The sequence below is a fragment of the Achromobacter deleyi genome, assembly GCF_902859705.1.
Taxonomy (GTDB): domain Bacteria; phylum Pseudomonadota; class Gammaproteobacteria; order Burkholderiales; family Burkholderiaceae_B; genus Achromobacter; species Achromobacter deleyi.
In genome coordinates this window covers 17,478-31,324 of sequence record NZ_CADIJO010000002.1, presented here as the reverse complement: position 1 = coordinate 31,324, position 13,847 = coordinate 17,478, and the positions used below count along the sequence as shown (strand labels likewise).

Here is a 13,847-nt window from a genome sequence, read left to right as displayed (position 1 = left end):
ATGGCATGCGCCCGTGCGCCTGCTCACGACGGGCGCGGCCGGCTCACGCCGCCGGCGCGCCCAATTCCTCGACCAGGAAATCCACCAGCGCCCGCACCTTGGCCACCATGTGGCGGCGCGACGGATACACCGCGTAGACGTCCGTCTGCACGGGCACCCAATCCGGCAGCACCGCCTGCAACGCGCCTCGGTCCAGGTCGGCCTGCACATACACGCGCGGCACCAGGCTCACGCCAAACCCTGCCCGCAATGCGTCACACACCGCCAGGCTGGAACTGACCTGGTAGCGGCCCCGCGCCGGAATACGCTCGACCTGCCCCGCGCGCTGGAAAGTCCATTCATCGGCATGCCCCGACAACGTGAAGCGCACGCATTCCAGGCGCCGCAGGTCGGCGGGCTGGACCGGCACCCCATGCTGCTGGAAATACGCGGGCGCGCCGCACAGCACGTGATCCAGCGTCAGCAGCTTGCGGGCCACCAGACTGGAGTCTTCCAGCCGGTCGCTGCCGCGAATGGCCACGTCGAAGCCTTCCTTCACCAGGTCGATGCGGCGGTCTTCCAGGTGCAGGTCCAGCGACAGGCGCGGATAGCGCGCCAGAAAGCGCGGCATGGCGCCCGCCAGCAGCGTCAGGCTGAGCGACAGCGGCGCGCTCACGCGCAGCGTGCCGGCGGGTTCTTGTTGCAGCGGTCCCAACGCCGACTCGGCGTCCTGCAGGTCATCCAGAATGCGGGCGACCTGGTCGTAGTACTGCCGCCCCGCCTCGGTCAGGCTCATGCGGCGGGTGGTGCGGTTCAAGAGGCGCGCCGCCACGTGGGCTTCGAGTTCGGCGATGTTCTTGCTGACGGCGGCCGGCGACAGCCCCAACTGGCGCGAGGCCGCCGCAAAACCGCCCTGCTCCACCACCTGGCGAAACACCTTGAGCGCGGTGAGATGATCCATGGATTCCCCGGGGTAATCATTCACTGTCAGTGAATGATGTTGCCATTGGAATGGATATTATCGCGGCCTGGCGATTCAATTAGCCTGTCGGTATGGAGGCCGCGCCCGCGCCCGGCCCGTCTTGCCCTTCCAAGGAATTCCCGCCATGAGCCGCAGCGCCGACCTGCTCCTGACCGCGGTGGCCCCGGCCATCTGGGGCAGCACCTATGTCGTCACCACCCTGATGCTGCCGCAGGGCTACCCCCTGACGGTAGCCATGCTGCGCGCCCTGCCCGCCGGCATCCTGCTGTTGCTGGCCGTGCGGCAACTGCCGCAGGGCATCTGGTGGCTGCGCGCCTTTGTCCTGGGTGCGCTGAACTTCTCGGTGTTCTGGGCGCTGCTGTTCGTGGCCGCCTACCGCCTGCCGGGCGGCGTGGCCGCGACGCTGGGCGCGATCCAGCCGCTGGTGGTCATTCTGCTGGCGCGCGCGCTGCTGGGTTCGCCCGTGCGCGGCCTGGCGGTGCTGGCGGCGCTGGCCGGCATCGGCGGCGTGGCCTTGCTGGTGCTGGGCCCCAAGGCCGCGCTGGACCCTGTCGGCGTGGCGGCCGGCCTGTTCAGCGCGGCGTCCATGGCCCTGGGCACCGTGCTCAGCCGCCGCTGGCAGCCGCCGCTGTCGGCGCTGACCTTTACCTCGTGGCAACTGACGGCGGGTGGCGTACTGCTGTTGCCGGTGGCGCTGCTGGCCGAACCGGCCCTGCCGCCGGCCACGACCCTGAACGTGCTGGGCATCGCCTACCTGGGGCTGATCGGCGCGGCGCTGACCTACGTGATCTGGTTTCGCGGCATCGCCCGGCTGGAACCCGCGGTGGTGTCGTCGCTGGGATTCCTGAGCCCGGTCACCGCCGTGCTGCTGGGCTGGGCGCTGCTGGACCAGCGCCTGAGCGCGGCGCAGATGACCGGCATGGTGATCGTGGTGGGCAGCGTCTGGCTCAGCCAGCACGTGCAGCGCCGCGCCGTCCGGCCGCTGCAGCCTGTTGGCGCCGCCAAAGACGCCCCATCGACATAGTCGTATCCATCGATAACAAACCGCCGAAAACCCATGGCGCGCCGGGTGCGCCCGTAGCATGATCGTGGCTCCATACACAGTCGGGAGACTCACCATGGGCAGCACACCAACCATCATTCTGGCGCACGGCTTCTGGGGCGGCGCCGCGCATTGGGGCCGGGTCATCCTGGCCCTGTCGCGTCTTGGGCACAAAGACCTGCACGCGGTCGAGTTGCCGCTGACATCGCTGGCCGACGACGCCGAGCGCACCCGCAAGATGATCGCGCAGCAATCCGGCCCCGTGCTGCTGGTGGGCCATTCGTATGGCGGCGCCGTCATCACCGAAGCCGGCAACCAGCCCAACGTCGTCGGCCTGGTGTACATCGCCGCGTTCGCGCCGGACGCGGGCGAAAGCCCGGGCGGCATCACGCAGCAGGACCTGCCGGCCGCGGCGCCCAACCTGTCGCCTGACAGCGACGGCTATCTGTGGCTGCGCGCCGATAAATTCCACGAAAGCTTCTGCCAGGACCTGAGCGCCGACGACGCCCTGGTGATGGCCGTGACCCAGAAGGCGCCGCTGGCCAGCACCTTTGGCAGCACCATCAGCGTGCCGGCGTGGCGCCACAAGCCGTCGTGGTATCAGCTGTCCACCCAGGACCGCATGATCACCCCCGCGAACCAGGAAAAAATGTCGGCGCGCATGCAACCGCGCAAGGTGCTCAAACTGGATGCCAGCCATGCGTCGCTGGCGTCGCGCGCCGATGAAGTGGCCGCGCTGATCGACGAGGCGGCGCGCGCCTAACGGATGACTCGGATCAAGCAGCACAGTCATCCGGCTGTGCTGCTTTTTTTGTAACTCGCCAGTCTGTCCCCTACTGTAAAAAACTGCCCGTTTCCCTATGAAATACGGCGGTAACGGCTATTGCCATCGGCTAACTGATCCGCTTTTTTCAGCGCTTTCTGAATCTGTACTAACTATCGTCGCCGGCCTACCTTGACGCTACAGGCACCAGCCTGTCCGCGCGCGCCGCCTACCAGCGGTTTCCCCGCGCGGGCCTTGAAGTCAGGAAAACCCCGCCATGGATAGCGACGCGCTACTGCTTGCCCGAATACAGTTCGGTTTCACCATCTCTTTTCACATCATCTTTCCCGCCATCACCATCGGGCTGGCCAGCTACCTGGCCGTGCTGGAAGGCTGCTGGCTGCGTACCCGCAACACGGTGTACCGCGACCTCTACCACTTCTGGACCAAGATCTTCGCCGTCAATTTCGGCATGGGGGTCGTGTCCGGCCTGGTGATGGCCTACCAGTTCGGCACCAACTGGAGCTTCTTCTCCGATTTCGCCGGCAGCGTCACCGGGCCGCTGCTGGCCTACGAAGTCTTGACCGCCTTCTTCCTGGAAGCCGGCTTTCTGGGCGTGATGCTGTTCGGCTGGTCGCGCGTGGGGCCAGGCCTGCACTTTTTCTCGACCATCATGGTGGCACTGGGCACGCTGGTGTCGGCCACCTGGATCCTGGCGTCCAACAGCTGGATGCAGACGCCCGCGGGCTACGAGATCCTGGACGGCCGCGTGGTGCCGACCGACTGGCTGGCCGTGATCTTCAACCCGTCGTTCCCGTACCGTCTGGCGCACATGGGCATCGCCGCCTTCCTGGCCACCGCGCTGATGGTGGGCGCGTCCGGCGCCTGGCACCTGTTGCGCGGCGACCGCAGCCCGGCCGTGAAAAAGATGTTCGCGATGGCGATGGCCATGCTGGCGATATCGGCGCCGCTGCAAGCCGTGGTGGGCGACTTCCATGGCCTGAACACGCTCAAGCACCAGCCGGCCAAGATCGCCGCCATCGAAGGCCACTGGCACAACGAACCCGGTGCGGGCGTGCCGCTGACGCTGTTCGGCATTCCCGACATGGAACGCGAAGAAACCCGCTACGCCGTCAACATCCCACGCCTGGGCAGCCTGATCCTGACTCACAGCTGGGACGGCCAGTTTCCCGGCCTGAAGTCGTATCCGCCCCAAGACCGGCCCAACGCCACCGTGGTGTTCTGGTCGTTTCGCGTGATGGCCGGGCTGGGCATGCTGATGATCGCCCTGGCAGCCTGGGCGCTGTGGGCGCGCTGGCGCGGCAAGCTGTACCAGTCGCGGGCCTTGCAGCGCTTTGCGCTGTGGATGGGGCCATCCGGCCTGGTGGCGATCCTGGCGGGCTGGTATGTCACCGAGATCGGCCGCCAGCCGTGGATCGTCTACGGCGTGATGCGCACGGCCGATGCCGCCACGCGCCACGGCATCGGCGAACTGACGCTGACGCTGGCGCTGTTCGTGGTGGTGTACCTGTTCGTGTTCGGCGCCGGCGTGTCGTACATGCTGCGCCTGATCCGCATGGGTCCCACACCGGCGCCTGGCCATGCGCCGCTGTCCGGCGGCCCGGGCGAACCGCGCCAGCCGTCGCGGCCGCTGTCGGCCGCCTCCACCTCGGCGGATGTTCCGTCCGCCTCACGCAACGCCAAGGGAGCCTGACGCCATGGGTATCGATCTTGCACTGATATGGGCCGTCATCATCCTGTTCGGCGTGATGATGTATGTGGTGATGGACGGCTTCGACCTGGGCATCGGCATCCTGTTCCCGCTGGTCACCGATGCCGAGGAACGCGACGTCATGGTCAACACCGTGGCGCCCGTGTGGGACGGCAACGAGACCTGGCTGGTGCTGGGCGGCGCGGGCCTGTTGGCGGCGTTTCCGCTGGCATATTCGGTGATTCTGAGCGCGCTGCACCTGCCGCTGGTGTTCATGCTGCTGGGGCTGATCTTTCGCGGCGTGGCGTTCGAATTCCGCTTCAAGGCGGACCCGCACCACCGTCCGCTGTGGGACCGCGCGTTCGTGCTGGGGTCGCTGTGCGCGACGTTCTTCCAGGGCGTGACGCTGGGCGCCTACATCGAAGGCATACCGGTCGTGGACCGCGCCTATCAAGGCGGCGCGTGGGACTGGATCAGCCCGTTTTCGCTCTTCACCGGCGTAGGTCTGGTCATTGGCTACGCGCTGCTGGGCTGCACCTGGCTGATCATGAAGACCGAAGGCCGCCTGCATCGCCACATGTGCACGCTGGCCCGGCCGCTGACGCTGGCGCTGCTGGGCGTGATCGCCGTGCTCAGCCTGTGGACGCCGCTGGCGCAGCCGCAGATCGCGCAGCGCTGGTTCAGCCTGCCGAACATGTTCTGGTTCCTGCCCGTGCCGTTGCTGGTGGCGGCCGCCGGCTTCGACCTGGTGCGGCGCGTGCGCGGCGCGCCCAACGCCGGCCCCTTCGTGCTGGCGCTGTGCCTGGTGTTCCTGGGCTATAGCGGCCTGGGCATCAGCATCTGGCCCGCCATCATTCCGCCCGACGTGTCCATCTGGACCGCCGCCGCGCCGCCGCAAAGCCTGGGCTTTGCGCTGGTCGGGGCACTGGTCATCATTCCGATTATCCTGATGTACACCGCCTGGTCCTACTACGTGTTCCGCGGCAAGGTGCGCGCGGGCGAGGAGTTCCATTGATGCCTGCCTCCCCTTCCCCCACCTCGTGGCGCAGCCGCTTGCTGTGGCTGGCGCTGATCTGGGCCGGCAGCGTGGCCGCGCTGGGCGTGGCAGCCTACGCCTTGCGACTCATCATGCGCGCCGTCGGCATGTCGACTTGATTTCCCGCCTTTCACGGACCCGCCATGAAGCGCTATGAACGCCTGACCGAAGACATCACCGCCTCGATCCTCTCGGGCCTGTTGCAAGCCGGCGACCGCCTGCCCTCGGTGCGCCAGACCAGCGCCAGCCGCGGGGTCAGCCCGTCGACGGTATTCAAGGCCTACTACCTGCTGGAAGCGCGCGGGCTGATCCGCGCACGCGACCGGTCCGGCTACTACGTGCTGCACGCGCCGCATGCCGCCTTGCCTGAGCCCGACGGCCTGTCCAGCGCCAGCGCGGGCCGCCATCCGGTGGATGTCAGCGACAACGTGCTGCAAGTGCTCAACGCCACCCTGCGGCGCGACATGCTGCCGTTCGGGTCGGCCTTTCCCAGTCCGTCGCTGCTGCCCTACGGCCGGCTGGCCAAGTTCATGGCAAGCGCGGTGCAGCAGCTGGACCCCTGGAGCTCCATCGACGACCTCAGCCCGGGCGATGCCGCGCTGCGCCGCGCCATCGCGCTGCGCTACCTGGCCGACGGCCTGACGGTGCCGGTGGACGACATCATCATCACCAACGGCGCGCTGGACGCGCTGAACCTGTCGCTGGCCGCCGTGACGCAGCCCGGCGATGCGGTCATCGTCGAATCGCCCACCTTCTACGCCGCGCTGCAATCGCTGGAACGCAACCAGCTGCACGCCATCGAAGTGGCCACGCATCCGCGCGAAGGCATCGATTTGCAGGCCCTGGAACGCGCCATCGTGCAGCACAAGCCGCGCGCGTGCTGGCTGATGACGACCTTCCAGAATCCCCTGGGCAGCCTGATGCCCGAGGCCAAGAAAGAAGCGCTGGTGCGGCTATTGACCGAGCATGGCGTCGCGCTGATCGAAGACGACGTCTATGGCGAGCTCTATTTCGGCGACACCCGGCCACGCCCCGCCAAGGCCTTCGACCGCGAAGGCATCGTGATGCATTGCTCGTCGTTCTCGAAAACGCTGGCGCCGGGCTATCGCGTGGGCTGGGTGGCCGCCGGGCGCCATACCCGCGCCATCATGCGCAACAAGCTCACCACCAGCCTGGCCACCGCCGCGCCCACCCAGGCCGCCATTGCCGCCTATCTGGCCCAGGGCGGCTACGACCGCCACCTGCGCCAGTTCCGCCAGACGCTGGCGCTGCAACAAGGCGAGGTACTGCAAGCCGTGGCGCGCTACTTTCCAAAAGGTACGCGCGCCACGCGGCCGCTGGGCGGCTACTTCACCTGGGTCGAACTGCCCGCGCACATCGACACGCTGCAGCTGCATCGCGCGGCGCTGGGCCACGGCATCAGCATCGCGCCGGGGCCGCTGTTCTCGTCGTCGGGCGCCTTCGGCAACTTCCTGCGCTTGAATTACGGACACCCCTGGAATGCCGGGATGGAACAGGGCATGGCGACGCTGGGCAAGCTCATGGGGACATGAAATCCGCCATATTGATACAGATAGAAACCCCGCCCCGACCCACATCCCTTAGAGTGCGAAGCCTTCGACATCTGGACGGTGCCGCGTCGCGGCGCGTTTCTCATGACTGCTTCGTTCCCCCGAGTTTTGCCGCGCCACGCGCTGGGTTGCTACCTGGGCGCCGCGGCCCTGCTGTACCTGTTCTGCGCGCAACTGCTGGCCGCCATCGACATCTGGCTGCTGCCCCGCAGCCTGCTCGTCGAGATGCTGCGCTACCGCGCCATGTGGCTGGTGTTCTTCCTGACGCTGCCCACCGTGGGCTACCTGCTGTGGCGGGGGTCGGACCTGGTCGCATGGTGGCGCGCCCCGGCCGCGCTCACGCTTGACGGCCACGCGCTGCATCTGGGCACGCGCACCGTGCCCTATACCGACATTGCGTCGATGCGCCACCTGCACAACCGCGACCATCTGCTGCTGACCCTGCACAGCGGCGAACGCATCCGGCTGCGCCTGGCGATCTGGCAAGACGCCTATGAACTGGCTGAACACCTGGAAGATGCGGTGGGCGGCAACCTCGAAGCCGACACCCGGCGCCAGCTGCAAGCCGGCGCCACCGTGGCGTTCGGCCCACTGGGCATGAATGCCGCCGGCCTGGTGCACAAGGGCCAGCAGATTCCCTGGACCGCCATCGACACCATCCGTACGCAATCGGACAGCGAAGACATGGAAACCGACGAAACGCTGATCATCGTCGCCCAAGGCAAGACCCACAAGATCGACCGGTCCAGGATCGTCAATGAATCGGTGATGCTGGCCTGTCTACGCCAATACCTGCCCGGCGCCTGACTTCGATTCCGCCCCGTCACAGGACGGCGGTCCCTTTCCCCTTTTTGCGCAGCCTCGACATGGAAATCTACAGCTCCCCCGCCCAACAATCGCAAACGCTGGCCGACCGTCCCGTGTATTTCTCCCGCAACCGCCTGATCGCGGGCGCGGTCATCTGGACCGTCGCGGCACTGGTCTTCGGTTTCCTGGCCGCGCGCTCGCGCGACAGCATGGGCGCCCTGGCGTTCTTTGCCGCCATCGCCGCCATCGGCGTCTGGCTGGTCGTCAAATGCCTGACGCGCGCCTTCGGCCCGGCCACGCCCGTCATCACCTTCACCCGCGACGGGTTGAAGATCACCGACGGCACCGTCATTCCGTGGGACGCCATCAACGAGAACACCTACGTCAATCAAAGCTACGTCGGCATTCCCACCGCCAGGCAGATCCAGCTGAAGACCTCGCTACCGAACAGAAAGCGCGTGCTGATCCAGGCCATGGCGCTGGAGATCAACGGCGACGAATACCTGGCGTTGTGCGACGCCTACCAGGCGCGTTGAAACACGGCTGACGGGCGACGCTGCTAAGGCTTTCTGGCGGCGTCCAGGTCCTGCCGCAGGGACGCCGCATCGGCGCGCCACGGCAGCACCAGCTTGCCCGCGCGATCGATGGCGCCCCACTCGCCGCCGACCACCTGGTGATGTTCCCCGCTGGCGTCCGGTTCGAACCGGCAGCGCGAGCAGACGACGGCGGTGCCGCCGATGAAGGGTTCGATCCAGGTGTAGGGTGTTGCCAAGGCAACATCGAGGCGCTTGTCGATATAGACCATGCTGCCATCGGGCCGCCGGCCACGAGCCAGCCCATCGACGAAATCGTCGGGACCGTTGTCGAAGGTGATCACCTGTGCCGACGCGCCATCGGCCCGCACCCACGCCCAGCCGCCGTCCAGCGCCACCGCACCCAGGCCGTCGGCGCCGTACTCCAACTGCCGCAGAAAGGCCGGATTGAACGTGATCCGTCCGGCTTCGCGACGCGCGCAGTGCGCCGTGCTTTCCATCATGCCGCCCGCGCCCCGGGCGGCGGACAGGCATGTCAGATCAAAGTCGGAAGCCGCCAGCGGCGCGTGCGCCAGCAAGGAAAACAGCAGAGTCGTCAGCATGCGCGAAATCCTAGCACGCGACCCTGCATGGCTCACATGACGATCGTCAGTTCGCCGTCGCGCCCGAGTCCTTCACGGCCTGTGCCCACGCCACGATCTCTGACTGGATGAAGGCGCCGAACGCAGCCGTGTTCACATTCGATGCCTGCGCGCCTTCTTCCATCAGGCGCTGGCGCACGGCGGGAGCGGCCAATGCGCCGCTCAACGCGGCATTCAATTTCTGCACCACCGCGTCGGGCGTGCCCGCCGGCGCCACCACGCCATGCCACGACAAGGCCTGGAAACCGGGCAAGCCGGATTCGGCCATGGTCGGAATGTCGGGCAGCGCGGGCGAACGCTGGGGCGAGGTCACCGCCAGTGCGCGCAACGTACCCGCCTTGATATGCGGCAGCGCCCCCGGAATGGTCGTGAACAGGAAATCGATCTGGCCGCCGATCAGGTCGGTGATGGCGGGGCTGCCGCCCTTGTAGGGCACGTGGGTGAACTGCAAGCCGGCCGCGCGCTTGAACATCTCGCCGGCCAGGTGCCCGGGGGTACCCGCGCCGGCCGAGCCCACGTTGCTGCGGTCGCCCTGCGCCTTGATGTGCGCGATCAACGCCTGCACATCGGCGGCCTTCACGTTGGGGCCGATCACCAGCACATTGGGCACCGTGGCCAGCAGCGTGACGGGCGTGAAATCCTTGGCCGCGTCGTACGAAATGCGCGAGTACAGCGACGGGTTGATGCCGTGCGTGCTGGCGGTGGCCAGCAGCAGCATGTAGCCATCCGGCGCGGCCGAGGCCACCTGCTTGGCCGCGATGGTGCCGTTGGCGCCGCCCTTGTTGTCGATCACGATGGTCTGGCCCAGCGTCTTGGCGGCTTCGGCCGCCACGGTGCGCGCCAGGATGTCGGACGTGCCCCCCGCCGAATGCGGCACCACCAGCGTGATGGGCTTGGCGGGAAAGGTCTGTGCGTGCACGGTCGGCAGGGCCGACAGCAGACAGGCGGCAAGCGCCGCGCGGGCGATGCGGGTAGGGAACATGCGGGTCTCCTGATGGATATGGATTGCGGCGCCATCGAGGGCGCCGTCATGCGAGCGGGTACAACGAATCGATGCGCGGCGTCCGGACTGGCGTCCCGGCGCCGCGCGGGTCCGGCTTTCAGTCGGCCCCCAGTTGCAGCTTGTTGGGCTGGCGTTTTTCGATCGACCACTTGAGCAACGCGGCCGATCGGTAGATGCCGTGCGCGAACTTGCCGTAGGGCAGCGTCAGGAAGAGCGCCATCACCACGCCCAGGTGCACTGCCAGCAGCAGCGCCATGGCGCCGGTGTCGCGTCCGGCCAGCAGGGCCAGGCCCGTGGCGCTGGTCAGGAACAGCAGCGCGATGAAGCCGCGGTCCATCGGCTTTTGCGCGGCGTCGCCATGCTGCGGATGGCGCTTGAGGTTCAGCCACAGCAGCCCCGCCGGCCCGACCAGCAGGCCGATGCCGCCCACCGTGCCCAGCAGCACCGGCGCGCTCCAGAACGGATACGGCGCCTGCTGGCCCAGCAGGTAGTGGTACAGCGTGGCCACGACCGTGGCGGCAAAGCACAGCATGAAACCGTAGAACGTGAAGTGGTGAAAGCGGCGGCGCCACAGGGTGAAGGCGTCGTCGGCGTTGTTGCAGCCCTTGCCGTGGCCGCCGTCCAGATAGCGCAGCCGCAGCGCATCGTGCGCGGCCTCGGCCACGGCGGCGCCGCTGGCCGCGCCCGGACTGACGTCGCGCCAGAACTTCGTCACCCCCACGCCCAGCGCCAGCATGGCAAAGCCGAATACCGCGCCGAACATCAGCGCCAGCGTGTTGTGCGGAAACACCGCATAGAAATTGCCCGCCATCGGCGCATGCCAAAGGCTGCCGGTCAGCAGCACCGCCAGTGTCAGGAACAGCGCCAGGCCCGCCGCCGTGGCCAGCGACAGCGTCAGCCCGTTGCGGCGGTACAGCTGGCCCAGCGCGGGCGGCCAGGCGTAGTCGGTGTACGTCTGCATGCGCACCTTGGCCATGGCCTGCGGCACGTTCACCGCGAACTCGTGCGGCGGCGCGTATTGGCAGGCGTGCAGACAGGCGCCGCAGTTGTGGCACAGATTGGCCAGGTAGTTCAGGTCGGCCTTGCCGAATTCCAAACGCCGGGTCATGGCGGGAAACACCGCGCAGAACCCTTCGCAATAGCGGCACGCGTTGCAGATCTGCATGACGCGGGCCACTTCGGCCTCGCCGCCGCTGAGCGCATCGGGCGCGGCGGCAACCGGCGAAGAGGCCGGCGCGGCGCCACGGCCATGCCATGTGACGACCTGCTCGGCCATCGCGGCCTGGGGAGGGGTGAACGACTGGGCCTCCTGGGCCAGGGCTTCAAGCTGCCGCATGGCGGGCTCCTTCGGAATGGGCGCGACGCGCGGCGGCCGCGGCGCGGGTGCCGGCGATGCGGCCGAACGCCGTGCCGATGGACATGCCCACCCCCGCCGTATAGCCCTTGCCCAGCACGTTGCCGGCCATCATTTCGCCGGCCACGAACAGGTTGTCGCTGGGCACATCACCAAAGCGCACCGCAGCGGTCTCATCGACCTTCAGGCCCAGGTAGGTGAACGTGATGCCGGGGCGCAGCGCATAGCCGTAGAACGGCGCCGTATCGAGGGGCCGGGCCCAGTGGGTCTTGGCGGGCGTCAGGCCTTCGGTATGGCAGTCGTCCAGCGCGGTGTGGTCGAACTTGCCGACCCGGCAGGCCTGGTTGTAGTCGCGCACGGTACGTTCGAACGCCACCGGGTCCAGACCCAGCTGCGTCGCCAGTTCGGGCAGCGTGTCGGCCTTGACGCCCGGAAACACCGGCGGCATGAAGCGCCCGATGGCCTTGGCGTCGATGATCGAATAGGCGATCTGCCCCGGCTGCATGGCCGTCAGGCGGCCCCAGATGGCATAGCGCTTGGGCCAGAAATCCTCGCCTTCGTCATAGAAGCGCTGCGCATCGCGGTTGACCACCACGCCCAGCGACACGCAATCGATGCGGGTACAGATGCCGCCGTCGTACAGCGGCGCGCGGGCGTCGATGGCCACGCAATGTGACTGCGACGGATCGCCAATGCGGTCCGCGCCCGCGTCCAGCATGAACTTGAGCAGCACGCCCTGGTTGAAGCGCGTGCCGCGGATCAGGAAGTTGTCGGCCGGCCATTCGCCGCGCTCGTTCTGGCCCCAGGCTTCGCGCAGCCATTCGCGGTTGGACTCGAAGCCGCCGGCGGCCAGCACACAGGCGCGCGCCTCGATGCGTTCGGCGCCGATGCGCGCGGCGATGAAGCGGCCGTCTTGCAGTTCCAGCGCATCCACCGGCGCGTCGTAGCGTATCTGCACGCCCAACGCTTCGGCGCTGCGGTAGTAGGCATTGACCAGCGCCTTGCCGCCGCCCATGAAGAACGCATTGGTGCGGGCCACGTGCAATGCACCCGACAGCGGCGGCTGGAAGTTCACGCCGTGGCGCCGCATCCAGTCGCGGCAGGTGGACGACTCGCGGATCACCAGCCGCGCCAGGTATTCGTTGGTCTGGCCGCCGGTGACCTTGAGCAGGTCCTGCCAGTATTCCTCTTCGGGATAGGCCTCGACCAGCACGTCCTGCGGTGCATCGTGCATGCAGCGCAGATTGCGCGTGTGCTGCGAATTGCCGCCGCGCCATTCGCGCGGCGCAGCTTCCAGCAGCAACACGCTGGCGCCGGCTTCACGCGCCATCAGGGCCGCGCACAGCGCCGCATTGCCCCCTCCCACCACCAGAACGTCGACCATGACCGCATTTCCTGAATCAAGGAATGCACTGTAGGTCGATGCGCCGCGCTGCGATATCCGCGCGGCGTCAACGGGTCTTCACGATTCGTGAAGGGTCGTGACCGCCCAGGTGCCCGCGCGCGCCAGGCTGCGCGACACATCCGCCAGCACCAACCGCGCGGCCAGCGCCGCGGGCGACAGTTCGTCTTCGGACAGGCTGGCCAGCAGATTGGGCCGGAACAGGTCCGCATCGTCGATGCGGGCCATGGCCAACTGGCCCGGCGCAATGCGGGCCGTGGCCGAGCTGGGCTGGATGGTGGCGGCGTAGCCCAGTTGCACCACGTCCATCAGCAACGCCAGGCCATCGACTTCGGCCACGACCCGTGGCGTCAGGCCAGACTTCTGGAAGGCGTGGTTGACCAGGGCGCGCAGCCCATGGCGGCCGCTGGGCAGCACCAGCGGCAGGTCGGCAATGTCTTCCAGCCGGGTGGTCGACCCCGCCGGCAGGCCGGGCATGCCGCGCCGGGCGCACAGGTACAGCGGTTCGTCCAGCAGCGGCATCACGCTCCAGCGGCGCGCGGCCTCGGCGTGGAACACGATGGCCAGGTCCAGCAGGCGGCCGTTGAGCATGTCGGCCAGATGGCCCGACAGGGCTTCGACCAGGTGCAGGCGAATGTCCGGGTAACGCTCGTTCATGGCCTGCACGAACGGCGCCCCCAGGATCGAGGCGGTGGTGGACGACAGCCCCACGCTGACGTGCCCGGCCAGCCGCGCCTGCTGGGCGGCGCGCACGGCATCGTCGGCATGGCGCAACGCCAGCTGGGCCTGGCGAAAGAACGCCAGCCCCGCGTCGGTGGGCACCACGCCGCTGGCGCTGCGCTGCAACAGGCGCGTGGCCAGTTCGCCTTCCAGGCGGCTGATCTGCTGGCTGAGCGCCGACGTCACCATATCCAGGGACGCGGCCGCGCGGCCGATGCTGCCGGCTTCGACGACGCGGACAAAATAACGCAGCTGGCGCAGTTCCATGGGGGGCCTTCAAGTCGCGACAAGCCGCAAGGATAC

At 67.8% G+C, this 13,847-nt stretch carries 14 protein-coding genes; 8 read left to right on the top strand and 6 right to left on the bottom strand.

The window, feature by feature from the left end; translation table 11 throughout:
• Positions 1-43 precede the first annotated feature (43 nt).
• Positions 44-940: a LysR family transcriptional regulator gene (locus tag HV798_RS02690; RefSeq protein ID WP_175191446.1), complete on the bottom strand. Its 897-nt coding sequence runs from the start codon at positions 938-940 to the stop codon at positions 44-46.
• A gap of 145 nt (positions 941-1,085) precedes the next feature.
• Here HV798_RS02690 and HV798_RS02685 point away from each other — a divergent pair, with 145 nt between their 5' ends.
• The 8 genes from HV798_RS02685 to HV798_RS02650 all read left to right on the top strand — a co-directional run bounded on the left by HV798_RS02685 (position 1,086) and on the right by HV798_RS02650 (position 8,427).
• Positions 1,086-1,985 carry an EamA family transporter gene (locus HV798_RS02685; protein WP_175191447.1) on the top strand — a complete coding sequence of 300 codons (900 nt, stop codon included), beginning with the start codon at positions 1,086-1,088 and terminating at the stop codon, positions 1,983-1,985.
• 94 nt (positions 1,986-2,079) lie between these two features.
• Positions 2,080-2,766: an alpha/beta hydrolase gene (locus HV798_RS02680; protein WP_175191448.1), complete on the top strand. Its 687-nt coding sequence runs from the start codon at positions 2,080-2,082 to the stop codon at positions 2,764-2,766.
• Between the two features lie 277 nt (positions 2,767-3,043).
• The gene (locus tag HV798_RS02675) at positions 3,044-4,480 is read left to right on the top strand and encodes a cytochrome ubiquinol oxidase subunit I (protein WP_175191449.1); all 1,437 of its coding nucleotides are present in this window, start codon (positions 3,044-3,046) and stop codon (positions 4,478-4,480) included.
• A 4-nt stretch (positions 4,481-4,484) separates the two neighbouring features.
• On the top strand, positions 4,485-5,492 hold the full coding sequence (gene cydB, locus HV798_RS02670; RefSeq protein WP_175191450.1) for a cytochrome d ubiquinol oxidase subunit II: 1,008 nt from the start codon (positions 4,485-4,487) through the stop codon (positions 5,490-5,492).
• On the top strand, positions 5,492-5,632 hold the full coding sequence (locus tag HV798_RS02665; protein ID WP_175191451.1) for a DUF2474 domain-containing protein: 141 nt from the start codon (positions 5,492-5,494) through the stop codon (positions 5,630-5,632). Before cydB ends, HV798_RS02665 begins: the two co-directional genes overlap by 1 nt.
• Positions 5,633-5,656: 24 nt before the next feature.
• Positions 5,657-7,066, top strand: coding sequence for an aminotransferase-like domain-containing protein (locus tag HV798_RS02660; protein ID WP_175191452.1), 1,410 nt, complete (start codon positions 5,657-5,659; stop codon positions 7,064-7,066).
• A gap of 102 nt (positions 7,067-7,168) precedes the next feature.
• Positions 7,169-7,891 (top strand): hypothetical protein, encoded by a 723-nt coding sequence (locus HV798_RS02655; RefSeq protein ID WP_175191453.1) that lies wholly within the window; start codon positions 7,169-7,171, stop codon positions 7,889-7,891.
• A 59-nt stretch (positions 7,892-7,950) separates the two neighbouring features.
• Entirely contained in the window at positions 7,951-8,427 is a 477-nt protein-coding gene (locus HV798_RS02650; RefSeq protein ID WP_025139345.1) for a hypothetical protein, read from the top strand.
• 23 nt (positions 8,428-8,450) lie between these two features.
• On the opposite strand, the gene HV798_RS02645 is transcribed toward HV798_RS02650, so the two are convergent.
• The 5 genes from HV798_RS02645 to HV798_RS02625 form a co-directional block, all read right to left on the bottom strand.
• Positions 8,451-9,026: a hypothetical protein gene (locus tag HV798_RS02645; protein WP_175191454.1), complete on the bottom strand. Its 576-nt coding sequence runs from the start codon at positions 9,024-9,026 to the stop codon at positions 8,451-8,453.
• A 46-nt stretch (positions 9,027-9,072) separates the two neighbouring features.
• Positions 9,073-10,047 (bottom strand): Bug family tripartite tricarboxylate transporter substrate binding protein, encoded by a 975-nt coding sequence (locus tag HV798_RS02640; RefSeq protein WP_175216327.1) that lies wholly within the window; start codon positions 10,045-10,047, stop codon positions 9,073-9,075.
• 118 nt (positions 10,048-10,165) lie between these two features.
• On the bottom strand, positions 10,166-11,404 hold the full coding sequence (tcuB, locus tag HV798_RS02635) for a tricarballylate utilization 4Fe-4S protein TcuB (protein WP_175191456.1): 1,239 nt from the start codon (positions 11,402-11,404) through the stop codon (positions 10,166-10,168).
• Entirely contained in the window at positions 11,391-12,806 is a 1,416-nt protein-coding gene (tcuA, locus tag HV798_RS02630; protein ID WP_175191457.1) for an FAD-dependent tricarballylate dehydrogenase TcuA, read from the bottom strand. The genes tcuB and tcuA overlap by 14 nt, the downstream gene beginning before the upstream one ends.
• A gap of 78 nt (positions 12,807-12,884) precedes the next feature.
• Complete coding sequence (locus HV798_RS02625; protein ID WP_175191458.1) at positions 12,885-13,811, bottom strand: LysR family transcriptional regulator; 927 nt, start codon at positions 13,809-13,811, stop codon at positions 12,885-12,887.
• Between the last annotated feature and the right edge of the window lie 36 nt (positions 13,812-13,847).

Excerpts from the sequence above, each read along its gene's own strand:
- HV798_RS02690 (WP_175191446.1), bottom strand. The coding sequence starts at position 940 with ATGGATCATCTCACCGCGCTCAAGGTGTTTCGCCAGGTGGTGGAGCAG.
- HV798_RS02685 (WP_175191447.1), top strand. The coding sequence starts at position 1,086 with ATGAGCCGCAGCGCCGACCTGCTCCTGACCGCGGTGGCCCCGGCCATC.
- HV798_RS02680 (WP_175191448.1), top strand. The coding sequence starts at position 2,080 with ATGGGCAGCACACCAACCATCATTCTGGCGCACGGCTTCTGGGGCGGC.
- HV798_RS02675 (WP_175191449.1), top strand. The coding sequence starts at position 3,044 with ATGGATAGCGACGCGCTACTGCTTGCCCGAATACAGTTCGGTTTCACC.
- cydB (WP_175191450.1), top strand. The coding sequence starts at position 4,485 with ATGGGTATCGATCTTGCACTGATATGGGCCGTCATCATCCTGTTCGGC.
- HV798_RS02665 (WP_175191451.1), top strand. The coding sequence starts at position 5,492 with ATGCCTGCCTCCCCTTCCCCCACCTCGTGGCGCAGCCGCTTGCTGTGG.
- HV798_RS02660 (WP_175191452.1), top strand. The coding sequence starts at position 5,657 with ATGAAGCGCTATGAACGCCTGACCGAAGACATCACCGCCTCGATCCTC.
- HV798_RS02655 (WP_175191453.1), top strand. The coding sequence starts at position 7,169 with ATGACTGCTTCGTTCCCCCGAGTTTTGCCGCGCCACGCGCTGGGTTGC.
- HV798_RS02650 (WP_025139345.1), top strand. The coding sequence starts at position 7,951 with ATGGAAATCTACAGCTCCCCCGCCCAACAATCGCAAACGCTGGCCGAC.
- HV798_RS02645 (WP_175191454.1), bottom strand. The coding sequence starts at position 9,026 with ATGCTGACGACTCTGCTGTTTTCCTTGCTGGCGCACGCGCCGCTGGCG.
- HV798_RS02640 (WP_175216327.1), bottom strand. The coding sequence starts at position 10,047 with ATGTTCCCTACCCGCATCGCCCGCGCGGCGCTTGCCGCCTGTCTGCTG.
- tcuB (WP_175191456.1), bottom strand. The coding sequence starts at position 11,404 with ATGCGGCAGCTTGAAGCCCTGGCCCAGGAGGCCCAGTCGTTCACCCCT.
- tcuA (WP_175191457.1), bottom strand. The coding sequence starts at position 12,806 with ATGGTCGACGTTCTGGTGGTGGGAGGGGGCAATGCGGCGCTGTGCGCG.
- HV798_RS02625 (WP_175191458.1), bottom strand. The coding sequence starts at position 13,811 with ATGGAACTGCGCCAGCTGCGTTATTTTGTCCGCGTCGTCGAAGCCGGC.